The sequence below is a fragment of the Marinobacter sp. AL4B genome (assembly GCF_019916045.1).
Lineage (GTDB): Bacteria > Pseudomonadota > Gammaproteobacteria > Pseudomonadales > Oleiphilaceae > Marinobacter.
The window spans coordinates 436017-461068 of the sequence record NZ_JAILWZ010000011.1; the positions used below are offsets into that span (position 1 = coordinate 436017).

A 25052-nucleotide genomic window follows, 5' to 3' on the forward strand; every position below is an offset into this window, starting at 1 on the left:
AACTCAGTGCTTGTCCAGACGCTCGTCTGTGCTCAGCGTACGAGCTTCGACGGCAATCATAACGGGAATACCTTCCCGAATCGGAAACGCCATAGCGTCCTGATAACACACTAACTCGGTGCGAGCATCGTTCAGTTTGAGCTCACCTTTACACACTGGGCAAGCCAGCATAGACAGAAGTTTCTTATCCATGATTTGATCTCTCGGTCATTTGAGGCTGCAACTGCTCCGCACATTCGTCGAGCCGTTCCAGAAAGCGTTGTTCAAAAGGTTCCGACAAGCAGGCCTCAACGGTCAGTACCCATGCGTTATCGGGCGCAAAACCGCGACATTTCACTGCGTCTTTTGCGGTCATCACTAACCATTCTCCAGCACCTGAAGCCAGATCCTCAGGCCGGAACCGGTGATGATCAGGAAATGCCTCTTCTTGTACATGAGCACCCAGTTGTCTAAGGGTGTCGAAGAATCGACCCGGATTACCAATGCCTGCAACCCCGCGCACGGGCTTCCCGTTAAGGGCTTCCGGCGAGCGGATTTCCCCAGAGTTGATGTTAACGAGTGAGGCCGGCCGCAAGGCCATAGCGTGGGCATTGGCGTGTTCGACACCGGCGAATTCGCCGATGCTCTCGCCGGTTTTCGGAAATTCACCTCCATTGAGTATCACGAAATCGACAGCACGCAGCCGATCAACGGGCTCCCTCAACGGCCCTACCGGCAGAATCGCTCCGTTTCCGATACCGCGCTGGGCATCAAATACCGCCAATTCGATATCACGGGGCAGGCGGTAATGCTGAAGGCCATCGTCGCAGACCAACACATTACCCAAACCTTGCTCCAATGCCCAACGAGCCCCACGTAAACGTTCAGGATCCACCACAACCGGGCAACCGGTTGCGAGCGACAGCATAAGGGGTTCGTCACCACAAACGCCGGCGGGAGTCCCCTCCTTTACCAGTAACGGGTAGTTATCACTCTTACCACCGTAGCCCCGGCTCAAGATAACCGGCCGCCAACCCTGCTGGCGCATACATTCTACTAATCGGGCCGTTAACGGCGACTTCCCGGTTCCGCCGACCGTAATGTTACCCACCACGACCACAGGCACCGGTAGGTTTTCCGCCTCAGCCTGCCAAGCCTTTCGACGTTTGGATTCGGATATTACGCGGTATAGCCACGCGAACGGCGCCAAAACACTTAGAGGGCGCTTTTGGCCGTACCATAAACGATCGATTACATTACTCATGCATGCTCGCTGAACTGCACCTGATGCAACTGCGCATAAGCACCGCCAGCCGCCAACAGCTCATCATGGGTTCCTGATTCAACAATGCGGCCGTTATCCATCACCAAAATCCGGTCGGCTTTTTCGATGGTTGAAAGCCGGTGAGCAATTACCAAAGTAGTGCGCCCCTGCATAACGGTTTCGAGTGCCTGTTGGATGTGACGCTCGGATTCGGTGTCCAAAGCCGACGTGGCTTCATCCAATATCAAAATCGGGACATTTTTAAGAAGCGCTCGGGCAATGGCCAAACGCTGTCGCTGGCCACCCGATAGCATCACACCGTTATCACCGATCACGGTATCCAGACCTTCGGGCATTCGATCGATAAACTCAAGCGCATGGGCTTTAGCGGCGGCTTCGCGAATCTCATCTCTGCTGCAATCCCGCAGCGCACCATAGGCGATGTTTGCGGCAATGGTGTCATTAAACAAGACCACGTTCTGGGTCACTAACGCTATTTGGGCACGCAGTGCTTCAAGAGAGAAGTCCATCAGGGAACGACCATCAACCCGGATATCTCCACCGGTGAAGTCGTAAAACCGTGGCAACAGACTGACCAAAGTGGACTTACCACTCCCGGAGCGACCTACCAGCGCCACGCTCTGGCCCGCGGGCAAATCGATCGAAATCTGATCGAGTACATTATCAAGTTGATCACGGTAGCGAAACGATACCTGATCAAACTCGATACGCCCTTCTACGCGATCAGGGGCATAGGTGCCGCCGTCTTTTTCCGGCTGTTCGTCCATGGTTTCGAACACGTCGTAGGCTGCGGCAACACCTTTTTGAATCTTGGAATGAATGGACGTCACCTGTCGAATCGGCTTCGCCATGGTCGTCGCAGCGGTTATGAAGGCTATTAGTTGACCGGTGGTCATTTCACCGCGAATTTCCGGGGCGAGCATGGTCCATACCAATGCAGCGATCGCGATCGCAACCAATACCTGAATGACGGGAACACTGATGGCCTGGGTTGACGCCATTTTCAGACTTTGTTTCAGGTTGCGCGCACTAACCTGGCGGAAACGGTCCCGCTCATAGTCGGCACCACCAAAGGTACGCACCACACGATAGCCCGAAATCGATTCAGTTGCGACATGGGTGATATCGCCCATGGAGCCCTGGATACGCTTGCTGATCTTGCGAAACCGCTTACTGGCATAACTAACCACAAAGCCAATAACCGGCCCAACCGTCAAAAACACCAACGTGAGCTTCCAGTTGGTGTAAATCATGAAACTCAGCAACCCGACGATGGTCAAACCTTCACGCAGAGTGATGGTGATTGCGTTGGTAGCCGCCTCCGCCACCTGCTCGACGTTGAATGTGAGTTTGGACACCAATCTACCGGCCGCATTCTCATCAAAATAGCGGGATGGCAGCGTCATCATTCGGTCAAACACATCGTTACGCAGGGCGTTAATCACATTACGCCCAACGTAACTGATGAAGTACTGACTGAAGAACGTGCCCACTCCCCGTAAAGCAAACACACCAACGATCAAACCGGTCAACAGCACTCGATTCTGTGATGTCGGATTTTCGATCGCCGTGATGACGTACTCCATGGCTGCGGCCATGCCGGTAGATGCGGCTGCGTATAGCACGTTCCCAAAAACGGCCAATGAAAACGCCAACCAAAAGGGTTTAACGTAAGCCAACAACCGCTTATAGGTAGTCCAGCTTCCGGCCGGCGGTGTTTTCAGGGACTCTGGAATTGCACGGCTCACTGGGATTCAGCCTCCCGTTCGGTGGTGATGCTTAATTTGGCAAAACCCAACCGGCCCGCTACATCCATGGCACGAACCACAAACTCGTGAGGCGTGCGAGCGTCAGCAGTAATGATATACGGCAAACTGTTATCCCCTTCGGCCAACTCGCTGACGCCGCGCTCGAGAGTCTCCCGTCGATTATTCACCAGCGTTTTGTCGTTCAGAATATATTGCCCTTCGGCATTGATCACCACATCGATCTGCCGTACGTCAGCCGGCTCTACGGGATCACCACTGGCTTCAGGCAACTCGACCTCAAGATGACTTTCCCGGGTAAAAGTTGTGGAGACCATAAAGAAAATCAGCAGCAGGAATACCACGTCGATCAATGGCGTCAGGTCTACCCCGACTTCCTGGCTTCTCTGGCGCTTGAACTTCACGGTGTTCAGGCTCCTTCCACGTCGATTTCGCGATCACCATGAACCACTTCAACCAACTTGATGGCTTCTTGTTCCATGTTGACCACCAGTTCATCAACCCGGCGAATAAAATAGCGATGGGCGATCAGCGCCGGGATGGCTACGCTCAATCCGGATGCCGTGGTAATCAAGGCTTCCGAAATGCCGCCCGCAAGGTTGCCGGCGTTGCCAACGCCCGCCAGCTGAATTTCGGCAAACACTTTGATCATACCAATCACGGTGCCCAGAAGACCAAGCAACGGCGTAATGGTCGCAACGGTACCTAGGGGATTTAGGAAACGTTCAAGCTCGTGAATAACCTGACTGGCTTCATGCTCGATGCTTTCCTTCATGATCTCGCGACCATGCTTTGCGTTCATAAGCCCACTTGCGAGCACTCTGCCCATGGGGGACGAGCCCTGCAGTGCTTTAAGCTTACGTCCATTCAGCTCTTTCTTTTTAATCCAGCGCCAAAGTTCGTTAAGCGATTGGGAAGGCGCTACACGGGAAGCACGCAACGACCAGAAACGCTCCAAAATAATCGCAAGCGCTAAAATGGAACAGGCAACAATGGGCACCATCAGGATGCCACCAGCTTTCAACAGCTCAAACACGCTTGATCTCCCTGATTAATGACAAGCCGCGCTACTTTAGCATAGCTGCCGGTGCAGGCCACACCTGCAATGTCACGGTATTTTACATTGGTCACGGGTAAGGCCCCGGCCAGCAATCCAAAACGGTGAATTGTGCTTTGATTCGATAATCTTCGGGCCCTCCGCTTCAAAACGTATAGATAGCTGGCCTGAACACGCAGAATTCAAAGGCACCGCGTCCACCTGCCTGTACCGACTGACGACGTCTCGATGCGGGTGACCATAGCGATGGCGATATCCAGCGGTATAAATCACCCAATTCGGCTTTACCGCCCTCACCCACTCCATTGAAGACGATGTTTTGCTGCCGTGATGCGGCGCAACCAGGATTCGGCGCCCGGGAAACGCTGATAACCAAGCCAGCTCAGCGTCCGCCAGCATCTCCGATTCCACATCACCACCAATGTCGCCGGTGAGGAGTAGATCCACTCCCGACTCACGATGGAATAGCCTCAACACACACGAGGCGTCGTTACCCGAGTGCGGCAACGGGCTCCTCCAGAAGTTTAATTCAAAGGCTCCCATCACCTTCGGTAAACGAGGGCACGGTTGAATTGCCACTGCGGGCTGGCGCTTCATTTTATTTTGCACCACCTCTGGCTCTCCGGTTGAGATCACTTTTATCGATAATTCGTTCATCAACAGGTCCAACCCACCCGAATGATCGCTATCACCATGACTCACGACCAGATGATCGATTTGGTTCACACCGAGCGCCTTCAAATTCGGCAGCAAGACTGACTCGGCAGCAGAATAAACGCCTTTCACTTCCGGACCCGTGTCATACATCAAGACTTGGTTTTCCGAGCGAACCAATACCGACAATCCCTGCCCGACGTCCCAAATGCGAACCTCAGGAAACTCGACCGAAGGATTTTCAGGCTTCGCGTTATTCAGCCAGCCAAACACTAACCACCCTAAAAAAACCAAGCTACTCAACGCCCGGAACGACCGGCTCGGGAAACGCAATAGCAGCAGAACAACCGCAACAAAAGCCACCAAGACGATAGGCGACGCACCTGGTAGTGGGTATATCGGCAAAGCTGCGACCCCTTGGAGCAAACCCCATAACACCCCAAGTACGGCATCAAAGCTTTTAACTACATAAACGGTTAAAAAGCCACCACTCGAAAAGACCAACAAGGTTCCGGCAAACAAGACGGGCATCACTACAAATGACACCCAGGGAATCGCCACTAAGTTGGCGAGCACGCCCGCCAAGGGCTGAGTTTGGTCGAACGACTGGAGAACAGGCCAAAGCCCGGCAAATACCGCACACTGGGCCAACAACAAACCGGACAGCCATCCCATGCGCCCCAAACGGTTGGCGAACACCCAAATCAGTAGTGCAACCGCGGAAAAGGACAGCCAAAAACCCTGATCGAGGGGCGCGAATGGATCGAGCAAAAGCACGCCTGCCATGGCGATGACGAACGGCCACCAGGGGCTCACCTCCCGGGCCTTTAGAAGAAACCATCCGCCAACAACTACCATCAACAGCGCTCGACGCGTGGGCACCGTCATCCCCGCCAGCAAAGCGTAGAACAGGCACGCAAGCAGCACCGCGCAATAGACTGTGTTACGGATAACATTCTCGGGGATAGATCCCGCCGGTAGAATCAATAAAAGGCGGCGAACAACCAACCCGGCAATCAGCGCCACCAACCCCAAATGCAATCCGGAAATAGCGACTAAATGAATCGTGCCGGTGGCCTTAAGGGTTTGCCATTGTTCAGCAGACAGGTGCCCACGGTTACCAATCAACAATGACGCAACTAACGGATAATGCACTGCGTCGCCGAAATGGCGCTCAACAGCAGATGCCACTCCTCGATGCCAAACATGATAGGAGCAGGCCAAACCACAGGAAGCATCCGGCAGTTCCATCGCGTTGCGGACGCTTCCCGTTGCACCTACGCCGTGCCTGAACAACCAATCCTCGTAACGAAAACCAACGTCATTGAGACTTCCGTGTGGTCGTTTAAGAACCGCTTGCAGCGCTATTGGCCCTGAGGGCAACACCTTATCGCTAGAACCGTACCAGGCCAGACGAATCTTATGTGGGCGCGCACCGCCTTCCACAGAACCAGGAGCTTCTGGCCAACGGTCCACGCAAAAGTTGAATCGAATACTGTTAAAGCTGCCAGGCTGTGGTAGGTCACAGGCATACCCGAAGAGGGTTATTGGTACGCCCTCTTCCACGGGTGTAAGCTGTTCCTGTAGGCGGGCATCGGCATGCCATGCAGTCCACCCTAAACCCGTAGCAAGCCAAATCACGCCAAGAACCAAGACACGAAAACGGGCTGTTTCAGGTTTAAAAAGTAGCGGTAGTACAAATAGGGATGAAAACAGCCACGGATAAGGTGGCAAAACCGAGAACCGATACAGTAAGATAACGCCGCAACTAAATGCGAACACGCCCAATGGGCAAAGTAGAGATCTTTCAGCTTTCGTGCTGAACTGGGTGTTTCTGGACAATCCTTGTCCTCCGATCAAAATCGTCGCTCCCCATGCGCCGGTTACCATCCATACCGAGAGAACAGGCCGAACGTCCAATGCCGAAGAGGTTTATGAAACGGTATTTGCCGACCCCAGAAAAAGTGCAGTCTATGAAAAGTCTGCACTTTCTAGGCGATATCCTTCACGAGCCCAACCTGTGGCACATCAACCGCCACTGCGTGGCACGAGCATTTCTGATCGGCATCTGGTTTTGTTTTATCCCAATGCCTTTCCAGATGGTTGCCGCAGCTTTTTTTGCTATTTGGTTCAACGCAAATCTGCCGTTATCCGTCGCATTGGTTTGGATCAGTAATCCGCTGACCATGCCACCGATTTTCTACTTCAATTACAAAGTGGGAGCCTGGATACTGGACCGACCGGTACTGCCGCTCGAGTTCCACGTAAACTGGCATTGGGTCAGCGACCGGCTGTTTGAAATCGGCATTCCGCTATATCTGGGTTCCCTGTTACTTGCAACAATCAGCGCGTGTATAGCCTACCTGGCCGTACAATTCCTATGGCGCCGAAAAGTACGCTCGGACTGGCAACTGCGCCACCGCCTGAGAGCCAAGCGTAAGCGCACCAAGGTTTAAGATTCTTGAACCAAGACCCCTTGCTCTAACCGCAGTACCCGCCCCAAACTTTTCGCCATCCCCATGTCGTGGGTCACCATGATAAAGGCCGTACCCGAGTTATCGCGTAAGTCCTGAATTAAACCCCGTATGCCTTCGCCGGTGTGCTGGTCCAGGTTGCCTGTGGGTTCATCCATCAATACGCAGTTGGGCTCGTTGACCAAAGCACGTGCAATGGCCACTCGCTGGCGCTCCCCACCCGAAAGTTCCCCCGGCTTGTGACGAAGACGTTGCCCCAACCCGACACGCTCCAAAAGCGCTTCAGCTTTGGGCTTCGCTTGTCGGGGAGATTGACCTCCAAGCGCCAACGGCATCATGACATTCTCAAGCGCGGTAAATTCCGGCAGAAGATGGTGGAACTGATAGACAAAGCCGAGATGCCCATTACGGAATCGCGCGCGCCCCGCCTCAGACATTCCGTGAATATTCTGGCCACAGATTTGTATTTGCCCGGAAGACGGCTTATCCAAACCACCTAGAAGGTTCAGCAGCGTGGTTTTACCCGCGCCGCTGCTTCCGACAATCGCCACTGTTTCTCCGGCCGACACTTCCAGGGAAATATCGGAGAATATTGTCAGTTTTTCCGGACCTTCGCTGTAGGTCCGCGTCACTTGCCGGCAATCAATCACCAGAGGCGTAGCTGTATTTGTCATCGTTGCATCACTCATAGCGCAAAGCCTCCGCTGGTTCGACTCGCGACGCCCGCCACGCGGGGTAAATCGTTGCCAGCAGGCTCATCGCCAATCCGGCACCACTAATCACTGTCACATCCTGCCATTGCAACTGAGACGGCAGGTAGCTGATAAAGTACACATCGGCACTCAGGAACTGGTGCCCCATGGCAGCCTCAAGCCAGGCGATGAAGGCGCTAATATTCAGGGCGCCCAGCACACCCAGCGCTGTGCCAATCAAAGTACCAAACACACCGATCACAGCGCCCTGAATAATAAAGATGCGCATAATTCGGCCCGGAGTCGCGCCCATGGTGCGCAGAATTGCGATATCTGCCGTTTTGTCAGTAACCACCATGACCAACGTAGACACAATGTTGAAGGCGGCAACCGCAACGATAAACATCAACAACAGCCCAATCATGGTCTTTTCCATGCGGATGGCGTTGAACAAGTTACCGTGAGTGCGAGTCCAATCCGACACGTAATAACGGCCACCTAAACTAGAGGCTACATCGTTGACCACTCGCGGGGCGGAGAACAAATCGCCCATTAGCAGACGTAGCCCTTCAGCCTTGCCCCCCGTACGCATCAGACGCGACGCATCGTCCATGTGAATCAGCGCATAATTGCCGTCCAATTCAGCACCGACACTGAAAATACCCTTTACCGTGAAGCGTTTGAGTCTGGGCAATACTCCGGCTGGTGTCACTGATGCCTCGGGCAAAACCACCGTTAGCTTATCCCCGACCCCCAGCCTCAGGCTGTTAGCCATCAGACGGCCTATGATAATGCCGAACTCACCGGATTCGAGATCGCCGAGCCCACCCTCTACAAAATGGTTTTCAATGATTGAGACAGAAGCTTCCTGCTCCGGCAAAATGCCGTTCAGCATCACGCCGCGCACGTTACCCCCTCCGGTAACCATACCCTGCCCCTGAATAAACGGAGCCGCGGCCAAAACATCAGGATTTTGCTCTACACGACGGTCCAGCTCTTCCCAATCGTTTAGCGGGCCGGACGCACCCTGAATGGTGGCATGGGGAACCATGCCCAAAATGCGTTGTTTGAGTTCCTGATCAAAACCGTTCATCACGGACAACACAATGATCAGTACCGCCACTCCCAACATCAAGCCAATCATGGATGTGAGGGAGATAAACGAAATAAAGTGATTACGACGCTTGGCTGCGGTGTACCGCAAACCAATGTAAAACGATAAGGGTCTGAACATGGGGAGGTGCCTGTCGCTACCTTCGGGTCTGTCGTGGTTTAAGAAACTGCTAAACTATTTTGTACTATCAACTTTTTTAGCTATCCGGAGAAAGGATGCCAAGCCAAGATACTACGGGCTCAGTGCCTCGGTCGCCACAAGATCGTCGGGAGTTTTTCCGGATCGAGGATCGTATTGGCCTGGAAGTCCGGCGACTCGGAGAAAATGATTCGGCAGACCCCGACCTTTTCAACGACACGCCTCTGGACTCCCTGAAAGCCGAATACCGTCGGCTAGACCAAGACATAAAAACCCATCTGGCCAACCTCTCAGAACGCGACCGCTTGCTAACGGGGCTAATAACAACCCTGAACAGCAAGCTGGATACGTTGGCGCGCATTATCGCCTTTGAGCAAAATCCGTTGCAACCGGATGACTGGCAAGATGTGACACTGAGCGAAGGTGGCTTGGCCTTTTTCAGCCGCTCTGTCGCGTGGCAGGCAGGCGATCGAATAGCCGTACGTATGACATTGCCCCCTGAACTTTACCAACCACAAGGGATTGCTAGAGTGATCGACCTAGACCGCACTACCACTGGGGGGGCGTGGGTTCAGGCCGCATTTATCGAGTTGGACGAAAGCGACCGCCAACAAATTGCTCGTCATGTGATGCGATGGCAAATACGGCAGAAACAAAAACAGTAAACTTCCAATAAAGTGTTGGCTTTTAGTAAGCTTTTCACCATATTACGCTTTATCCATGTGCCAAAAAGGCCGAAGCAAACTCAGCATTTACGGAGTCTATAATGAAAAAGAAGCACAATCTGGGCGCAGCACTCGGCCTCGCAGCGTTTCTGGCCACCGCAATGGCACCGGCAGTTCAGGCAGAAGATCTGGCGATTCCAGTCGGCAGTCAAGCAGACCGCAGTGCAATCAGCCTTCCCAGCAACGGCCTGAGCCAAGCGTCGGTGCGCCAGCGCTGGGGTAATCCTCTTGATGTTCAAGGCCCCGTTGGCCAACCACCCATCAGTCAGTGGCATTATTCAGACTTTGTGGTCTATTTCGAGCGCGATCTCGTCATGCACGCGGTGGTGAAACGCCAGAAAAATTAAATACACCAGTTAGAAAGACAAGTTTCTTCTCTCTAGGCCTGACGTTCCGATAACGGTCAGATAGAATGACAGTTTTTGCGAACCAAGGTGGCTTAATACAGTGAGTTCCAAACGAGTTTTACCTGCCGAGTGGGCACCCCAGAGCGCCGTCCTGCTAACCTGGCCCCATCCCGGCACCGATTGGGCCGAGGTAATGCCTGAGGTAGAGCCTGTATTTCTGGCAATTGCCAAGACCACCCTCCGTTTCGAGCACCTGATTATCAGCTGTGAGTACGTTGCTCGACTCCAAGAGCTCGGCCACGAACTCAACGCATGGGCAGAAGATAACCAAATGCCCGGTAGAGTAATCACCGTGCCAGCACCCGCCAACGACACCTGGGCAAGAGATCACGGTCCAATCACGGTAGAAACAGAAGGCGGCCCTATCCTGATCGACTTCAAGTTCAATGCATGGGGCGAAAAATTTAACTGGGAAAAAGACAACGCTCTCAATATGCATTTGGCCGGCGCCCGCGTGTTTGGAAAACACCCTATGCAAACCGTGGACTTCGTGCTGGAAGGCGGCTCCATAGAGTCTGACGGTGAAGGAACGCTACTTACCACTAGCGAATGCCTGCTCACGCCATCCCGCAACCCGACTATGGATCGCACGAGCATTGAACAATTGCTCATCGAAATGCTTGGCGCTGACCGCATCCTGTGGCTGAACCACGGTTATCTGGCCGGCGACGACACCGACAGCCACATCGATACGCTAGCCCGTTTCTGCGCACCGGACCACATCTGCTACGTAGTCTGCCCAGACGTCGCTGATGAGCATTACAGCGCACTCGCCGCCATGGAAGAAGAGCTACAAGGTTTCTGCCAAAAGAATGGAACCCCATACAAATTAACGGCCTTGCCGTGGCCTGATGCCATTTTCGACGAAGACGGCGAACGGCTTCCCGCAACCTACGCCAACTTTTTGATCATCAATGGTGCTGTGTTACTGCCGACTTACAGCGTGCCACAAGATCAAGAAGCCATACGGATCATCGGTGACATTTTTCCCGACAGAGAGATCATCCCCATCAACTGCCGCCCTCTGATCTATCAGCATGGCAGCTTACACTGCGTCACCATGCAAATTCCCGCCGGAGTTGTCGAAGTATGACCTGGGTAGAAGCCTCCAACACGTTGACCGTTGCCGCTATTCAGCAAAATTGCAGTGACGACAAAGCGGTCAGCCTGGCCACGTCCGAACGCTTAATTCGAAAGGCGGCAGACGGCGGCGCGCAACTGGTAGTTTTACAAGAACTGCACGCTACCCTGTATTTCTGCCAAACTGAAGACACCGATGTTTTTGAGTTGGCCGAATCCATTCCCGGACCGACCAGCGAACACCTATCAGCTCTAGCCAAAGAGCTGGGCATCGTGTTGGTAGGCTCGATTTTTGAGCGCCGCATGAATGGCGTTTACCACAACACCTCCGTTGTTTTTGAAACGGACGGCAGTCTTGCCGGCATTTATCGGAAAATGCACATACCCGACGACCCGGGCTTCTACGAAAAATTCTATTTCACTCCGGGCGACGCAAACTTTAACAACGGCAATAGCGGGTTTACGCCGATTCAAACCTCAGTTGGGAAATTGGGTGTCTTGGTGTGCTGGGATCAATGGTACCCGGAAGCCGCCCGACTAATGGCACTGGCCGGCGCTGAAGTTCTGATCTACCCGACCGCCATTGGTTGGGACATCACCGACGACAAAGACGAGCAAGCTCGCCAACTCGATGCTTGGATTACCGTGCAGCGCGGCCATTCCGTGGCTAACAACCTGCCGGTGATCACACCAAACCGGGTAGGCACAGAACCAGATCCTTCAGAACAAACCGCCGGCATTCGTTTTTGGGGCAACAGCTTCATCAGCGGCCCTCAGGGCGAAATTCTTGCGCGGTCCGACGAACAGCAAGAAGGGATCCTGGTCGCCAAGCTGGACCGGAATCGTTCGGAATCCGTTCGTAGAATCTGGCCGTACCTGAGAGACAGGCGAATCGATGCCTACGGCGACATTCTTAAACGGGTCAGGGATTAACCAAGGCATGAAGGAAAAGCTGGACAACGTCGTTAACGAACTCAACACCATTTTGCTGGGGAAAGAGTCACAAGTACGCCTTGCTTTGTGCGGCTTGCTCGCTCGCGGCCATTTGCTGATCGAAGATATTCCCGGCATGGGCAAAACAACCTTGTCTCATGCACTGGCCAGCATCATGGGCCTAAGTTATCAGCGCATCCAGTTCACCAACGACTTGCTGCCAGCCGACGTACTGGGCTATTCCATGTACGACAAACAAGCCAACAGCCTGGTGTTTCACCCGGGCCCCATTTTCGCGCAAGTCGTGCTGGCCGACGAAATCAACCGGGCATCCCCACGCACCCAAAGTGCCTTGCTGGAAGCCATGGAAGAGCGACAAGTTTCAATAGAAGGTGAAACCCGCCCTCTGCCCTCTCCGTTTTTCGTGATCGCTACTCAAAACCCGATCGAACAAGGCGGCACCTTCCCGTTACCAGAATCGCAACTTGACCGTTTCCTTATGCGCCTGAAATTAGGCTACCCGGATCCAAAAGCAGAACGTGAGCTATTAGAAGGTGAAGACAGAAGAGCATTGACGGCCCGCCTTACGGCACTCCTGCCACAAACAGAGCTGGAGCAGGCTCAGGCGGCCGCGGAGAAAGTGTCCGCCAGCCCCGCTCTGCTCGATTACCTGCAGCGGTTACTGGAACAAAGCCGTCGCATGCCGGGCTTAATGTACGGTCTATCACCCCGAGCCGGCCTTGGCTTGTTACGTGCAGCCAAAGCTTGGGCCTTAATGGCCGGGCGAGATCACGTGTTACCCGACGATCTTCAGGCTGTATTTCCGTCGGTGGCCGAACATCGACTTGAACAAGGCGAAACCGGCAAAAGCCATGAACGTGTTCGCCAGCTTCTAAGCACCGTATCGGTGCTTTAATTCCAGCCACCGTCCCTATAGCCAGTTTCAATGAACGGTATATTGTGAAACAAATTGCAGCCAATCAAATTCATGATAGCCTTCTACCACACTTGGAACACCGAGCTCGCGCAACGAGCTCAAACCAGACCTAACTACTAGCGAGATTTCGATGAGCACAACCCAACACCACCGCCTGATCATTCTTGGCTCCGGCCCGGCCGGTTATACCGCTGCAGTCTACGCAGCCCGCGCTAACCTGAACCCGACATTGATTACCGGCATTGAAGTGGGCGGGCAGCTTACCACCACGACCGACGTCGATAACTGGCCTGGCGACAACGACGGCGTTCAGGGCCCTGAGTTGATGCAGCGCATGCAGAAGCATGCCGAGCGTTTCGAAACCTCCATTGTTTACGACACCATCAATGAAGCCGACCTGCAAAACCGCCCCTTCCGCCTGAAAGGCGACAGCGGCGAATACACCTGCGATGCTCTGATCATCGCCACGGGTGCTTCGGCGATGTATCTGGGCCTGGACTCGGAAGAAAAATTCAAAGGCCAAGGCGTATCGGCTTGTGCAACCTGCGATGGTTTTTTCTACCGCAAGCAGAAAGTTGCTGTCATCGGTGGTGGTAATACCGCCGTTGAAGAAGCTCTGTATCTGTCCAACATCGCGGATGAAGTCACTCTGGTTCACCGTCGCGACAAGCTGCGTTCTGAAAAGATTCTTCAGGACAAGCTGTTCGATAAAGCTGAAAACGGCAACGTAAACATCATTTGGAATCATACCCTGGAAGAAGTACTTGGTGATGGCACGGGTGTTACGGGCATGCGCATCAAGAGCACTGAAAACGGCAACACCCAAGATATGGATCTAGCGGGCGTATTTATCGCCATCGGCCACAAACCAAACACCGATTTGTTTGCCGGGCAGCTGGATATGGAAAACGGCTATCTGAAAATTAAATCCGGACTGGAAGGCATGGCTACTCAAACCAGCATCCCCGGTGTCTTTGCGGCCGGTGATGTTGCAGACCACGTGTACCGCCAAGCGGTAACCTCTGCAGGTTTTGGCTGCATGGCCGCCCTGGATGCAGAGAAGTTCCTGGATCAGCAAGACTAAGGCGAACCAGCCAGCATGACGTCGTTACCATGGATAGAACCAGACAAACTCTGGTTCCCTCCTGCCGAAGAGGCCTTGGACGACCCTGACGGCCTGCTGGCCGTCGGGGGGGATTTGTCTGCAGACAGGCTGCAACTGGCCTACCGGAACGGAATTTTTCCTTGGTTCAGCGATGACCAACCCATTTTATGGTGGTCGCCCAACCCAAGGTGCGTCTTAATCCCTGGAAAGATTCACGTCTCACGAAGCCTTCGCCGCACGCTCAATCAGCAGCGTTTTCGCATCACATCAGACCAGTGCTTTGGACGGATTATCCGGCTTTGCGCCTCTATCCGAGCTGAAGGCACCTGGATTACCGATGAAATGATCGACGCCTATAGCGAGCTTCATCGGCTCGGCATCGCTCACTCTATCGAAGTGTGGAACCAAAACGGCGACCTTGCGGGCGGCATGTACGGCGTTGCTCTGGGGCGATGTTTCTTTGGTGAATCCATGTTCTCGCTTGAAACCAACGCCTCAAAGGCTCTCATGGTTCACCTCGCTCACCAACTGGAAGAGTGGGGCTATGAGCTGATGGATTGCCAGGTTGAAAGTAGCCACTTGCTATCCATGGGCGCAACGACAGTTTCCCGCCCACAATTTTTATCTATACTCAAAACATGTGTAGACGCCAAGCCCAAAGAGTCAGGGTGGAAATTCACTTGGCAGTGGACTCGTTAGGAGAAGCGCATGAGTAATCTCCGAACGCTCGTTTTCTTTGCGACCCCCGCTCATGATTGCAGTTACCTTCCTGATCGTGAAGCCACCACCATGTTTGTGGACCCGCGTGCGGATATTGACAAAAAACTCTACAGTCAGCTAACGGCACTGGGGTTTCGTCGCAGCGGATCTCATTACTATCGACCCCATTGCGAATCTTGCTCCGCTTGTGTTCCTGTACGTTTGAAAGTTGATAATTTTCAGCCGGACCGAGGTCAGCGCAGAGTGCTCAAAAAAAATGCCGATCTTGAATGCCGGCTGGTACCTGCAACCTACAGCGAACGCTATTACCGCTTATACGCTCACTACATCGAGGAACGCCATCAAGACGGTGATATGTACCCGCCGACGCGAGAGCAGTTCACATCGTTTTTGGTGGAAGGCTCCACCGACTCCTGGTTCCTAGAAATTACTTTAGGCGATGAACTGATAGGGCTGGCTGCCATCGACTTGCTCGACGATGGCCTGTCGGCGATATACACCGTATTCGCACCGGAATACGAGGATCGAAGCCTCGGTACATTTGCGGTGCTTTGGCAAATAGAAGAAACCAAAGCACGAGAATTGCCGCACCTTTACCTAGGCTATTGGATTAAAAACTGCAAAAAAATGAGCTACAAAACCCGCTACAGACCTATCGAAGCGCTGCAAGAGGGTCAGTGGCATGAAATGAGAAGTACCTGATTTTTGCCAAACGGCAAGAATTCAGGCAGAATTGCGCAATTTAAAATCACCGAAAGTATTCCGAACGAGGTTTTTACTGAATGGCGAAATCAGATGTCATTGAAATGGAAGGCGTTATTCTAGACACCCTTCCTAACACCATGTTCCGCGTTGAGCTGTCGAATGGCCACGTTGTGACCGCACACATCTCAGGAAAGATGCGCAAGAACTACATCCGCATCCTGACTGGAGACAAGGTCAAGGTAGAGTTGACTCCCTATGACCTGAGCAAGGGCCGCATCGTTTACCGCGCCCGTTAATGCTCCAGTGACATCTGAAAAGCCCCGCTAATGCGGGGCTTTTTTGTTGCTTCAGATGGCTTCTGCCGGTTCATCTTCGTATTCAAAGACAAGTTCATCGTTCTCAAGCTGGATGAACACATCTCCGCCCTTCTCCGATAACTTTCCGAACAGTATCTGCTCTGCCAAAGGCCGCTTAATCTTATCCTGAATCAAACGGGCCATCGGCCTGGCACCCATGGTCACATCGTAGCCTTTCTCCGCCAACCAGGACTTGGCAGCCTCATCCACATGCAAGACCACATGCTTCTCATCCAGCTGCGCCTGCAACTCGGTCAAGAACTTGTCTACCACGTGAGTGATGGTCGCCTTTTGTAGGTCGCCGAACTGAATAATACCATCCAGCCGGTTTCGGAACTCAGGCGTAAAGGTTTTGCTGATCACTTCCATACCGTCAGTGCTGTGGTCCTGCTCGCTGAAACCAATAGAGCGACGAGCCATGTTTTCAGCACCCGCGTTGGTGGTCATCACCAGGATCACATGCCGGAAGTCCGCTTTGCGGCCGTTGTTGTCCGTCAGCGTACCGTGATCCATAACCTGTAGCAGCAGGTTAAACACTTCGGGATGCGCCTTCTCGATCTCATCCAGCAACAATACACAGTGCGGATGCTTGTTAACGGCTTCCGTCAGCAGACCACCCTGGTCATAACCGACATATCCCGGAGGCGCGCCAATCAAACGAGACACCGTGTGACGCTCCATGTATTCAGACATATCAAAGCGGACCAGTTCGATCCCCAGAACCTTGGCCAACTGTTTGGTCACCTCTGTTTTACCAACACCCGTTGGGCCAGCAAACAGGAAAGCACCTTCAGGCTTCTCTGGTGCCTTCAAGCCTGCACGAGCCAGCTTGATAGCGGTCGACAAGGACTCGATAGCAGGATCCTGCCCGAACACCACCATTTTCAGGTTGCGCTCAAGATTGCGCAGAAGATCTTTGTCGTTGGTGGAGACATTCTTCGGGGGAATCCGGGCAATGCTGGCTACCACATCCTCGATATCAACCACTTCGACTGACTTCTTACGCTTGTCTTCCGGCTGTAAGCGCTGGCGAGCACCGGCTTCATCGATCACATCAATGGCTTTGTCTGGCATGTGCCGATCAGTGATGTAACGGTCCGCCAACTCGGCTGCAACCCGCAGCGCCTGATCGGTATAGGTCAGGTCATGATGCTTCTCAAAGCTTGGTTTGAGGCCTTTGAGAATCTGGTAAGTATCCTCAACACTGGGCTCATTGACATCGATCTTCTGAAAACGGCGCGCCAACGCACTGTCTTTCTCGAAGATGCCACGGAATTCCTGATACGTGGTTGAACCAATGCAGCGCAACTCACCGGAACTGAGCATTGGCTTGAGCAGATTGGAGGCATCCATAACCCCACCGGATGCCGAACCCGCACCAATAATGGTGTGAATTTCATCAATGAAAAGAATCGCATGCTCTTGCTTCTTCAAATCACTGAGAAGACCTTTCAGGCGTTTTTCGAAATCACCACGGTATTTCGTACCAGCCAACAGAGCGCCCATATCCAAGGAGTAGACCACGGCGTCCGAGATGATATCCGGTACTTCGCCGTCAACAATACGTCGGGCCAAACCTTCCGCAATGGCGGTTTTACCCACGCCAGCCTCACCAACCAACAGCGGGTTATTCTTTCGGCGGCGTGCCAAAATCTGCACCACCCGCTCGACTTCAATTTCTCGGCCAATCAAGGGGTCAATACGCCCTGCACGGGCTTGTTCATTCAGGTTTGCTGCGTAATTTTCTAAAGGGCGTGCATGCCCACTTTCTTCGCCTACTTCTTCTTCGGAGGCATGGTCCGCACCGTCCTGATCCTCAGCACCCTGCACACGCGAGATGCCATGCGAAACAAAGTTCACCACGTCAATGCGGGCAATGTTCTGTTTCTTGAGAGCATAAACCGCCTGACTTTCCTGCTCACTGAATATCGCAACCAGTACGTTCGCACCAGTCACTTCTTTTTTACCCGAAGACTGCACATGGAACACAGCCCGCTGCAGCACTCGCTGGAAGCCAAGTGTCGGTTGGGTTTCCCGGTCGCCGTCGGTGGACGGAATCAGAGGAGTTGTGGAATCCACAAACTCAATCAATTCATCCTCAAGCTGCTTGAGGTCTGCACCGCACGCTTTCAACACCCCCACTGCCGATTCGTTTTCTAGAAGAGCCAACATCAAATGCTCGACGGTCATGAACTCATGGCGCTTGTCGCGGGCATTTTTGAAGGCTGTATTCAGCGTAAATTCAAGATCTTTACTCAGCATGGGCTACCCCTAGGTCTGTCAGTCCGCGCGTTCTATCTCGCAAAGCAACGGGTGTTCGCATTCTGAAGAATACTGGTTCACCTGCGCCGCTTTCGTTTCTGCGATGTCGCGGGTATATACCCCACATACGGCCTTTCCTTGCGTATGGACGAGCAGCATCACCTGCGTCGCCTTCTCTTCGTTCATACCGAAGAACGTCATCAACACTTCCACCACAAAATCCATCGGGGTGTAATCATCGTTCAGGAGCAACACCCTAAAGCGGGCGGGACGTTTAAGGGCCGGCTTTTCGGGCGCTATACTCACCCCTTCTTGACGCCCGGGCTGATCGTCCTCCCCCTGATTAAATATTAGTAGAGAATTTTCAATTGTCCGCATGGTTCTATGTACCGATTATTCGGATGGCTATCTTAATGTGGTTACCCGGTCAGACATTTTCAAGGCAAGCGCCTATTCAAGCACCGGTTCTCTAACTCTACGAGCATGATACCGATTCCATACCCTGATGAAACACTTATTCAATCAGCTGTGATCCTTGACTCAGAAACATGATTGGTCGACAGTTAACATCTTATGTAATTTAATGTAACAATTTGAAGCGAAAATGTATCAGCATCATTATTAGCCGGGGAGGCAAGTCCCGGCCGGCATTGAGTACCTGCTGGTGGCGACAAAAAACGCTCCAACAATAAAAGAGACAGCTAAGGGACGGGGGAGTTCATCATGCCAAGGGGTAAGGTTAAGTGGTTCAACAACGCCAAGGGATACGGCTTCATCATAGAAGATGGCTGCAGCGACGATTTATTCGCGCACTTTTCTTCCGTTCAGATCGAAGGCTACAAAACCCTTAAGGCTGGCCAAGCCGTCACATTTGATAAAAAACCAAGTGACAAAGGTGTTCATGCAGTAAACATCGTGCCAGATGTCGCCGCTAGCGATACGACACCCGCTCAGCACGACGTCCGAGCCGCAAACGCCTGAGCCAAACCCGGGCCAGCGCATCCGCTTCCCTGCCGGCATTTGCCGGAGGGAGCCAAGCCCCCTCCTTTTTTCGTAGCCTCCATTACAGTAGGCTTGTCAGCCCTAGCCCACCCGCAACTGACAGGAACCTGTGAATGGCGGACATCATCCTGTTTAACAAACCGTTTCAGGTTCTCAGCCAATTCACGGACGAACGGCTTGAAAATCCTCGGTCAACGCTCGCAGAGTGGATTAAGAAACCGGGTTTTTACGCGGCTGGACGGCTGGACTACGATTCCGAAGGGCTACTTCTTCTGACTGATCACGGCCCACTGCAGCACCGAATTGCCTCGCCACGCAACAAAATACCCAAAACCTATTGGGCTCAAGTGGAGGGTAACGTAACGGCCGACGCAATTGATCAACTATCCCGAGGTGTCAACCTGAAAGACGGTCCAACCCGCGCAGCAAAAGTCCGAAAAATGAATGCACCGGATCTATGGCCGCGTACCCCACCCGTGCGGCATCGGGAAACCGTTCCCACGAGCTGGATTGAACTGACCATCAGTGAAGGTCGCAACCGGCAAGTACGTAGAATGACAGCAGCCGTTGGTTACCCTACCCTGAGATTGATACGTTACCGAATCGGCGACTGGACGCTCGACACGCTGCAGCCAGGTGAATTTCGAATAGAACACGTGCACCTTCCCGATGCCCCAACGGCTCCTACCGGGCAGGCGCGCCGGCCACGCTCATCAAAAGCGCGCCGTCCCAATAGGAGAACCGCCTCAAAATGACTTGGAAGCCTCATGCAACCGTTGCCGTAATCGCCGAAGATGATGACGGTCGTTTCTTATTGGTAGAAGAACTCAGTAACGGCCAGGTCGTTTTTAATCAACCGGCTGGACACATTGAAGAAGACGAATTGATCCTCGATGCGGCGTGCAGGGAAACACTGGAAGAAACAGGCTGGGAAGTTGAGCCTCGCTACTTTCTCGGCATTTACACCTATAAAGCCCCGGCTAACGGCGTCACGTACCACCGTTTTTGCTACGCAGCCAAACCGATTCGAAAGATCACAGACGAACTGGACAATGGCATCATCGCCCCGCATTGGTTGACGATAGATGAGATTCGAGGGCTCGGAAGTAAATTACGCAGTCCTTTGGTGCTGCAATGCATCGAGGATTACCGAAACGGTCGCCAATTCCCCCTTGAAGTCGTCATCGACGGACAGACGTAACCCTCACAAGATGGTAAAATCGCCGCTTTCTAACCGGTTATCAATAGGCCCATGACTTCCAATCCTGATTCCAAAGCCCCAGAAAACACCCGCGTCATCGTTGGCATGTCCGGCGGTGTAGATTCCTCGGTTGCCGCTTGGTTATTGAAAGACCAGGGGTACCAGGTGGAAGGCCTGTTCATGAAGAACTGGGACGAAGATGACGGAACAGAATACTGCACCGCCATGACCGATCTGGCGGACGCGCAAGCTGTAGCCGATGCCATTGCCATCAAATTGCATACCGCCAGTTTTGCAGCGGAATACTGGGATCGAGTCTTCGAACACTTTTTATCCGAATACAGCGCCGGCCGCACGCCCAACCCCGACATTTTGTGTAACAAGGAAGTGAAATTCCGCGCCTTTTTAGATTACGCCGTGACCCTTGGCGCAGACTACATTGCAACGGGACACTATACCCGCCAGCGCCCATTGAACGATGGCAGCGGCATGGCTGAACTGCTCAAAGGGCTGGATCCGAACAAAGACCAAAGCTATTTTCTGCACGCTGTCTCTGGCGATCGCATTGCCCGCACCCTGTTCCCGGTCGGTGAACTGGAAAAACCAGAAGTGCGCCGTATTGCGGAAGAGCAAGGGTTTATCACCCACAACAAAAAAGATTCCACCGGCATCTGTTTTATCGGCGAGCGCAAATTCACCGATTTTTTGAAACAGTATCTGCCTGCCCAACCCGGCACCATTGAAACCCCGGATGGCGAAGTGATTGGCAAACATCAGGGCTTGATGTACCACACCATTGGTCAGCGTCAGGGTTTGGGAATCGGTGGCTTGGCCAAATACGGCGACGACCCGTGGTACGTAGCCGAGAAGGACTTAAGCCGAAATGTACTAATAGCCGTACAAGGCAAACACCACCCGCTGCTATTCTCGCGCGGACTTGTGTCCGGTCCAATTGACTGGATTGCCGGCAAAGCGCCTTCCCCGCAATTCCGCTGCAGGGCAAAAACCCGGTATCGTCAACCGGATCAGGATTGCGAGGTCACCGTCATCGAGGGCGGCGTAAAAGTCGTATTCGATGATGCTCAACGAGCAGTCACACCCGGCCAGTCGGTGGTGTTTTACATCGACGACGTGTGTCTCGGCGGTGGCGTTATTGAGGAAACCTGGCGCGATAATGAAGCGTTTCCCTCACGCCTAAACCAAGAGAACTCAGCCGAGGCGCGTTCATGAGCCGTACCTTGCACGACCAGACACTGGCCTTGGCCGGATTGTTTCAGGCAGCTTCTTTGGTTCAACAAATTGCTCATAAAGGAACTTGCAACGAAGAGAGCTTGGAAACCTCGCTGCGTTCGCTATTCGCCACGGACCCGGCGTCGACTCTCGACGTTTATGGTGGCGAGTTATCCGATATACAGGAAGGTCTGAAAGCCCTGTCCACCTCGCTGGCTCAACAAAGCGGCACCCAAGATGTCGAGACACTTCGCTATGTTCTGAACTTGGTGCAACTGGAATCCAAGCTCAAAAGCAGTCCGGACATCCTTGACGTGATCGGCAGCCGCATAGAGCAAGCTCGCCACACCGCTAGCCATTTCGGATACAACCATAGCAATCTGATTGGCAACCTGGCTTCGATCTACACCGATACCATCAGTACCTTCCGTTTGCGCATCCAGGTCAGCGGCAATCCGCAAGTCCTGCAGCAAGATGAGAACGCTGCCAAAGTCCGCGCCCTGCTCCTTGCTGGCATTCGCTCCGCTGTGCTTTGGCGACAATGCGGCGGCCGCCGCTGGCAACTGATTTTTGCTCGTAAAAAAGTGATCAACCACGCCCGCGAGTTGTTGCGCTGATTCGCAACGCGGGCTGGTGTATCATAACGACCCTAATTTTCTTATCCGATTCTTTGATGAACTGAGAGGTTTTCGATGGAACTCAACGCCCTGACCGCCATTTCTCCGGTCGATGGACGCTACGGCAGCAAAGTCAGCGTATTTCGCAGCATCTTCAGTGAATACGGTCTGATCCGTAACCGGGTAACCGTCGAGATCCGCTGGCTGCAAAAACTCGCTGAACACCCGGCCATTACCGAAGTGCCGGCGTTCTCGGCAGAAGCCAATGCCTTCCTGGACAAGATGGTCACCGAATTCAGCCTCGCCGACGCTGAACGCATCAAAGAAATCGAGCGCACCACCAACCACGACGTAAAAGCGGTTGAATACCTCATCAAAGAAAAGATTGCCGAGGTTCCCGAACTTCACGCCGTTACTGAATTCGTCCACTTCGCGTGCACTTCCGAAGACATCAACAATCTGTCTCACGCCCTGATGCTTCGCGAAGGCCTGGATCACGGCTTGCTACCGGGCATGGAAAAAGTCGTCGATAAGCTGACCGAGCTTTCCAAAGAACACGCCGAACAGCCCATGTTGTCGCGTACACACGGTCAGACAGCGTCCCCTACGACGGTCGGCAAAGAACTGGCTAACGTGGTTTACCGCCTACGCCGCCAGCTCAAGCAGATCAAATCTGTCGAGCTACTGGGCAAGATCAACGGTGCCGTTGGTAACTACAACGCACACCTGTCTGCTTACCCGCAGGTGGACTGGGCCACAAACGCTAAAGAATTCATCGAACGCCTCGGCCTCGACTGGAACCCGTACACCACGCAGATTGAACCGCACGATTACATAGCAGAGTTGTACGATGCCATTGCCCGCTTCAACACCATCCTGATCGATCTGGATCGTGACATCTGGGGTTACATCTCTCTGGGCTACTTCAAGCAAAAGACCGTAGCCGGCGAGATAGGCTCTTCAACCATGCCCCACAAGGTCAACCCGATCGACTTCGAAAATTCTGAAGGCAATCTTGGTATCGCCAACGCCATCTTCAGCCACTTGTCGACCAAGTTGCCGATTTCCCGCTGGCAGCGCGACCTGACCGACTCTACGGTTCTGCGTAATTTAGGTGTTGGGTTTGCGCACAGCTTGATCGCGTACGAAGCCACGCTGAAAGGCTTGGGCAAGCTGGAACTTAACCCGGCTCGTTTGGGCGAAGACCTCAACAGCGCTTGGGAAGTGTTGGCGGAACCCATCCAGACCGTGATGCGCCGTTACAACATCGAAAAGCCCTACGAAAAGCTCAAAGATCTGACCCGCGGCAAAACCATGTCGGCGGAAGTGATTCAGAATTTCGTAGAGACTTTGGAGATTCCGGAAGAAGCGAAAGCGGAGCTCCGCGCCCTGACACCGGAATCTTACATTGGTAACGCCGTCGAACAAGCCGGCAACATCTAAATCTGGAGCAGTACCATGGACATGCTTGGCGGACTGACAGCCACTGAATTTCTGCGCGACTACTGGCAGAAGAAACCCCTTGTCATCCGTCAGGCATTTCCCGGCTTTCAATGCCCGGTCAGCCCGGACGAACTGGCTGGCCTAGCCTGTGAAGAAGCGGTGGAATCTCGTATCGTTATTGAAAGCGAGGCCGGTAAGCCTTGGCAATTGCATAACGGCCCATTTACACCAGAACGGTTCAGCACACTACCTGAACAAGATTGGACGCTGCTGGTGCAAGGCTTGGATCACTGGGTTCCGGAAATATCCGATTTGCTGGAAGCCTTCCGCTTCGTCCCTAACTGGCGGCTTGATGACATCATGGCCAGCTATGCGCCCAAAGGCGGTAGCGTTGGGCCTCATTACGATCAGTACGATGTTTTCCTGCTGCAGGCCGAAGGCCATCGGCGCTGGACCTTTGGCGGCCATTGCGACCACACCTCCCCTAGAGTTGATGGCACACCGTTGAGAATTCTCAGCAGCTGGGACGGCGAAGAAACCGTCACACTGGCGCCGGGCGACATGCTCTATCTTCCGCCCGGAGTCGGCCACCACGGTGTTGCTGAAGACGAATGCATCACCTTGTCGATCGGCTTTAGAGCGCCCACAATCGATGACTTGCTGACCGGCTTTACTGACTTCCTGTGCAATCAGGAAAAAGCCGCTAAGCACCTCGGTGACCCCGACCTAAAAGTTCAGGACAATCCCGGCACTATTTCTCCAGACGTGATTGATCGCCTGGATCAAGTGATTCGCGAACAAGTCAGCGACCGGCGCAAGCTGGCTCTTTGGTTTGGTCAATACACGACGGCACCGAAAAGCCTCGATATCGTCGTGCCCGCAGAAGAGCCGGCTGCGCCTGAAGATTTAGCTGCTGCCATCGAAGCCGGCGAGCAATTACGCTGGAACGAAGGTTCTCGTTTTGCCTATCACGAATTTGAAGGCGAAACCGCCCTGTTCGTAGACGGCGAACAATATTTACTGAGAGGTGATGCTCAACCGATCGCACTTCTTTTGTGCTCAGGTGCCCGCATCGATCCATCCAAGCTGGCATACTTTGCTCAGGATGAAGCGCTCATGGGCCTGCTAACCACGCTTTATAATCAAGGCTCTGTGTACTTCGAGTAAGCA

General features: G+C 53.4%; 27 protein-coding genes. 17 read left to right on the forward strand and 10 right to left on the reverse strand.

Features of this window, described 5'->3' with window-relative positions; all coding sequences use genetic code 11:
• Window positions 1-3 precede the first annotated feature (3 nt).
• The 6 genes from K5L82_RS06155 to K5L82_RS06180 all read right to left on the reverse strand — a co-directional run bounded on the left by K5L82_RS06155 (window position 4) and on the right by K5L82_RS06180 (window position 6631).
• Window positions 4-192, reverse strand: a complete 189-nt coding sequence (locus K5L82_RS06155) for a Trm112 family protein (RefSeq protein ID WP_133005800.1) — start codon at window positions 190-192, stop codon at window positions 4-6.
• Window positions 185-1243: a tetraacyldisaccharide 4'-kinase gene (lpxK, locus tag K5L82_RS06160; RefSeq protein ID WP_133005801.1), complete on the reverse strand. Its 1059-nt coding sequence runs from the start codon at window positions 1241-1243 to the stop codon at window positions 185-187. The genes K5L82_RS06155 and lpxK overlap by 8 nt, the downstream gene beginning before the upstream one ends.
• Window positions 1240-3012, reverse strand: coding sequence for a lipid A export permease/ATP-binding protein MsbA (gene msbA / locus K5L82_RS06165; protein ID WP_223133551.1), 1773 nt, complete (start codon window positions 3010-3012; stop codon window positions 1240-1242). Before msbA ends, lpxK begins: the two co-directional genes overlap by 4 nt.
• A complete protein-coding gene (locus K5L82_RS06170; RefSeq protein ID WP_133005803.1) occupies window positions 3009-3434 on the reverse strand; it encodes an ExbD/TolR family protein in 426 nt (141 codons plus the stop codon). Before K5L82_RS06170 ends, msbA begins: the two co-directional genes overlap by 4 nt.
• 5 nt (window positions 3435-3439) lie before the next feature.
• Window positions 3440-4066: a MotA/TolQ/ExbB proton channel family protein gene (locus K5L82_RS06175; protein ID WP_114333528.1), complete on the reverse strand. Its 627-nt coding sequence runs from the start codon at window positions 4064-4066 to the stop codon at window positions 3440-3442.
• A 72-nt stretch (window positions 4067-4138) separates the two neighbouring features.
• Window positions 4139-6631 carry a DNA internalization-related competence protein ComEC/Rec2 gene (locus K5L82_RS06180; protein WP_223133552.1) on the reverse strand — a complete coding sequence of 831 codons (2493 nt, stop codon included), beginning with the start codon at window positions 6629-6631 and terminating at the stop codon, window positions 4139-4141.
• A 29-nt stretch (window positions 6632-6660) separates the two neighbouring features.
• On the opposite strand from K5L82_RS06180, the gene K5L82_RS06185 reads away from it, so the two are divergent.
• Complete coding sequence (locus K5L82_RS06185) at window positions 6661-7197, forward strand: DUF2062 domain-containing protein (protein ID WP_133005804.1); 537 nt, start codon at window positions 6661-6663, stop codon at window positions 7195-7197.
• On the opposite strand, the gene lolD is transcribed toward K5L82_RS06185, so the two are convergent.
• Complete coding sequence (gene lolD, locus K5L82_RS06190) at window positions 7194-7904, reverse strand: lipoprotein-releasing ABC transporter ATP-binding protein LolD (RefSeq protein ID WP_165950599.1); 711 nt, start codon at window positions 7902-7904, stop codon at window positions 7194-7196. The two genes, K5L82_RS06185 and lolD, sit on opposite strands and share 4 nt — an antisense overlap.
• A complete protein-coding gene (locus K5L82_RS06195) occupies window positions 7897-9141 on the reverse strand; it encodes a lipoprotein-releasing ABC transporter permease subunit (RefSeq protein ID WP_223133553.1) in 1245 nt (414 codons plus the stop codon). Before K5L82_RS06195 ends, lolD begins: the two co-directional genes overlap by 8 nt.
• 95 nt (window positions 9142-9236) lie before the next feature.
• Here K5L82_RS06195 and K5L82_RS06200 point away from each other — a divergent pair, with 95 nt between their 5' ends.
• The 9 genes from K5L82_RS06200 (at window position 9237) to infA (ending at window position 16067) form a co-directional block, all read left to right on the forward strand.
• Complete coding sequence (locus tag K5L82_RS06200) at window positions 9237-9824, forward strand: PilZ domain-containing protein (RefSeq protein WP_223133554.1); 588 nt, start codon at window positions 9237-9239, stop codon at window positions 9822-9824.
• Window positions 9825-9925: 101 nt separating this feature from the next.
• A complete protein-coding gene (locus K5L82_RS06205) occupies window positions 9926-10231 on the forward strand; it encodes a hypothetical protein (protein ID WP_133005807.1) in 306 nt (101 codons plus the stop codon).
• A gap of 100 nt (window positions 10232-10331) precedes the next feature.
• Window positions 10332-11384, forward strand: a complete 1053-nt coding sequence (locus K5L82_RS06210) for an agmatine/peptidylarginine deiminase (protein ID WP_223133555.1) — start codon at window positions 10332-10334, stop codon at window positions 11382-11384.
• The gene (locus K5L82_RS06215; RefSeq protein ID WP_223133556.1) at window positions 11381-12304 is read left to right on the forward strand and encodes a carbon-nitrogen hydrolase; all 924 of its coding nucleotides are present in this window, start codon (window positions 11381-11383) and stop codon (window positions 12302-12304) included. The genes K5L82_RS06210 and K5L82_RS06215 overlap by 4 nt, the downstream gene beginning before the upstream one ends.
• Before the next feature lie 7 nt (window positions 12305-12311).
• The gene (locus K5L82_RS06220; RefSeq protein ID WP_133007569.1) at window positions 12312-13220 is read left to right on the forward strand and encodes an AAA family ATPase; all 909 of its coding nucleotides are present in this window, start codon (window positions 12312-12314) and stop codon (window positions 13218-13220) included.
• 151 nt (window positions 13221-13371) lie between these two features.
• On the forward strand, window positions 13372-14325 hold the full coding sequence (trxB, locus tag K5L82_RS06225) for a thioredoxin-disulfide reductase (protein WP_223133557.1): 954 nt from the start codon (window positions 13372-13374) through the stop codon (window positions 14323-14325).
• Between the two features lie 15 nt (window positions 14326-14340).
• Window positions 14341-15045: a leucyl/phenylalanyl-tRNA--protein transferase gene (gene aat / locus K5L82_RS06230; RefSeq protein WP_133005811.1), complete on the forward strand. Its 705-nt coding sequence runs from the start codon at window positions 14341-14343 to the stop codon at window positions 15043-15045.
• Window positions 15046-15054: 9 nt separating this feature from the next.
• Complete coding sequence (locus K5L82_RS06235; RefSeq protein ID WP_223133558.1) at window positions 15055-15768, forward strand: arginyltransferase; 714 nt, start codon at window positions 15055-15057, stop codon at window positions 15766-15768.
• An 80-nt stretch (window positions 15769-15848) separates the two neighbouring features.
• Window positions 15849-16067 (forward strand): translation initiation factor IF-1, encoded by a 219-nt coding sequence (gene infA, locus K5L82_RS06240; protein ID WP_044386042.1) that lies wholly within the window; start codon window positions 15849-15851, stop codon window positions 16065-16067.
• 51 nt (window positions 16068-16118) lie between these two features.
• Here infA and clpA read toward each other — a convergent pair whose 3' ends face one another.
• Together clpA and clpS are read right to left on the reverse strand one after the other, a co-directional pair.
• Complete coding sequence (gene clpA / locus K5L82_RS06245) at window positions 16119-18389, reverse strand: ATP-dependent Clp protease ATP-binding subunit ClpA (protein ID WP_133005813.1); 2271 nt, start codon at window positions 18387-18389, stop codon at window positions 16119-16121.
• An 18-nt stretch (window positions 18390-18407) separates the two neighbouring features.
• Window positions 18408-18767 (reverse strand): ATP-dependent Clp protease adapter ClpS, encoded by a 360-nt coding sequence (gene clpS, locus K5L82_RS06250; RefSeq protein ID WP_133005814.1) that lies wholly within the window; start codon window positions 18765-18767, stop codon window positions 18408-18410.
• A 345-nt stretch (window positions 18768-19112) separates the two neighbouring features.
• Between clpS and K5L82_RS06255 the strand changes: the two genes are divergently transcribed.
• From K5L82_RS06255 to K5L82_RS06285, 7 genes are all read left to right on the forward strand, one after another.
• Window positions 19113-19370, forward strand: coding sequence for a cold shock domain-containing protein (locus tag K5L82_RS06255; protein WP_223133559.1), 258 nt, complete (start codon window positions 19113-19115; stop codon window positions 19368-19370).
• A gap of 134 nt (window positions 19371-19504) precedes the next feature.
• Window positions 19505-20146, forward strand: a complete 642-nt coding sequence (locus K5L82_RS06260; RefSeq protein WP_133005816.1) for a pseudouridine synthase — start codon at window positions 19505-19507, stop codon at window positions 20144-20146.
• Window positions 20143-20592: an NUDIX hydrolase gene (locus K5L82_RS06265; protein WP_133005817.1), complete on the forward strand. Its 450-nt coding sequence runs from the start codon at window positions 20143-20145 to the stop codon at window positions 20590-20592. The genes K5L82_RS06260 and K5L82_RS06265 overlap by 4 nt, the downstream gene beginning before the upstream one ends.
• A gap of 51 nt (window positions 20593-20643) precedes the next feature.
• Window positions 20644-21822, forward strand: a complete 1179-nt coding sequence (mnmA, locus tag K5L82_RS06270) for a tRNA 2-thiouridine(34) synthase MnmA (protein WP_133005818.1) — start codon at window positions 20644-20646, stop codon at window positions 21820-21822.
• Entirely contained in the window at window positions 21819-22439 is a 621-nt protein-coding gene (gene hflD, locus K5L82_RS06275; protein ID WP_133005819.1) for a high frequency lysogenization protein HflD, read from the forward strand. Before mnmA ends, hflD begins: the two co-directional genes overlap by 4 nt.
• Before the next feature lie 75 nt (window positions 22440-22514).
• Window positions 22515-23882, forward strand: a complete 1368-nt coding sequence (gene purB / locus K5L82_RS06280; protein ID WP_133005820.1) for an adenylosuccinate lyase — start codon at window positions 22515-22517, stop codon at window positions 23880-23882.
• Window positions 23883-23897: 15 nt separating this feature from the next.
• Complete coding sequence (locus K5L82_RS06285; RefSeq protein WP_133005821.1) at window positions 23898-25049, forward strand: cupin domain-containing protein; 1152 nt, start codon at window positions 23898-23900, stop codon at window positions 25047-25049.
• The last annotated feature ends 3 nt before the right edge of the window (window positions 25050-25052 follow it).

Excerpts from the sequence above, each read along its gene's own strand:
- K5L82_RS06155 (WP_133005800.1), bottom strand. The coding sequence starts at position 192 with ATGGATAAGAAACTTCTGTCTATGCTGGCTTGCCCAGTGTGTAAAGGT.
- lpxK (WP_133005801.1), bottom strand. The coding sequence starts at position 1,243 with ATGAGTAATGTAATCGATCGTTTATGGTACGGCCAAAAGCGCCCTCTA.
- K5L82_RS06180 (WP_223133552.1), bottom strand. The coding sequence starts at position 6,631 with ATGGTAACCGGCGCATGGGGAGCGACGATTTTGATCGGAGGACAAGGA.
- K5L82_RS06185 (WP_133005804.1), top strand. The coding sequence starts at position 6,661 with ATGCCGAAGAGGTTTATGAAACGGTATTTGCCGACCCCAGAAAAAGTG.
- lolD (WP_165950599.1), bottom strand. The coding sequence starts at position 7,904 with ATGAGTGATGCAACGATGACAAATACAGCTACGCCTCTGGTGATTGAT.
- K5L82_RS06195 (WP_223133553.1), bottom strand. The coding sequence starts at position 9,141 with ATGTTCAGACCCTTATCGTTTTACATTGGTTTGCGGTACACCGCAGCC.
- K5L82_RS06200 (WP_223133554.1), top strand. The coding sequence starts at position 9,237 with ATGCCAAGCCAAGATACTACGGGCTCAGTGCCTCGGTCGCCACAAGAT.
- K5L82_RS06205 (WP_133005807.1), top strand. The coding sequence starts at position 9,926 with ATGAAAAAGAAGCACAATCTGGGCGCAGCACTCGGCCTCGCAGCGTTT.
- K5L82_RS06215 (WP_223133556.1), top strand. The coding sequence starts at position 11,381 with ATGACCTGGGTAGAAGCCTCCAACACGTTGACCGTTGCCGCTATTCAG.
- K5L82_RS06220 (WP_133007569.1), top strand. The coding sequence starts at position 12,312 with ATGAAGGAAAAGCTGGACAACGTCGTTAACGAACTCAACACCATTTTG.
- trxB (WP_223133557.1), top strand. The coding sequence starts at position 13,372 with ATGAGCACAACCCAACACCACCGCCTGATCATTCTTGGCTCCGGCCCG.
- aat (WP_133005811.1), top strand. The coding sequence starts at position 14,341 with ATGACGTCGTTACCATGGATAGAACCAGACAAACTCTGGTTCCCTCCT.
- K5L82_RS06235 (WP_223133558.1), top strand. The coding sequence starts at position 15,055 with ATGAGTAATCTCCGAACGCTCGTTTTCTTTGCGACCCCCGCTCATGAT.
- infA (WP_044386042.1), top strand. The coding sequence starts at position 15,849 with ATGGCGAAATCAGATGTCATTGAAATGGAAGGCGTTATTCTAGACACC.
- clpA (WP_133005813.1), bottom strand. The coding sequence starts at position 18,389 with ATGCTGAGTAAAGATCTTGAATTTACGCTGAATACAGCCTTCAAAAAT.
- clpS (WP_133005814.1), bottom strand. The coding sequence starts at position 18,767 with ATGCGGACAATTGAAAATTCTCTACTAATATTTAATCAGGGGGAGGAC.
- K5L82_RS06255 (WP_223133559.1), top strand. The coding sequence starts at position 19,113 with ATGCCAAGGGGTAAGGTTAAGTGGTTCAACAACGCCAAGGGATACGGC.
- K5L82_RS06260 (WP_133005816.1), top strand. The coding sequence starts at position 19,505 with ATGGCGGACATCATCCTGTTTAACAAACCGTTTCAGGTTCTCAGCCAA.
- K5L82_RS06265 (WP_133005817.1), top strand. The coding sequence starts at position 20,143 with ATGACTTGGAAGCCTCATGCAACCGTTGCCGTAATCGCCGAAGATGAT.
- mnmA (WP_133005818.1), top strand. The coding sequence starts at position 20,644 with ATGACTTCCAATCCTGATTCCAAAGCCCCAGAAAACACCCGCGTCATC.
- hflD (WP_133005819.1), top strand. The coding sequence starts at position 21,819 with ATGAGCCGTACCTTGCACGACCAGACACTGGCCTTGGCCGGATTGTTT.
- purB (WP_133005820.1), top strand. The coding sequence starts at position 22,515 with ATGGAACTCAACGCCCTGACCGCCATTTCTCCGGTCGATGGACGCTAC.
- K5L82_RS06285 (WP_133005821.1), top strand. The coding sequence starts at position 23,898 with ATGGACATGCTTGGCGGACTGACAGCCACTGAATTTCTGCGCGACTAC.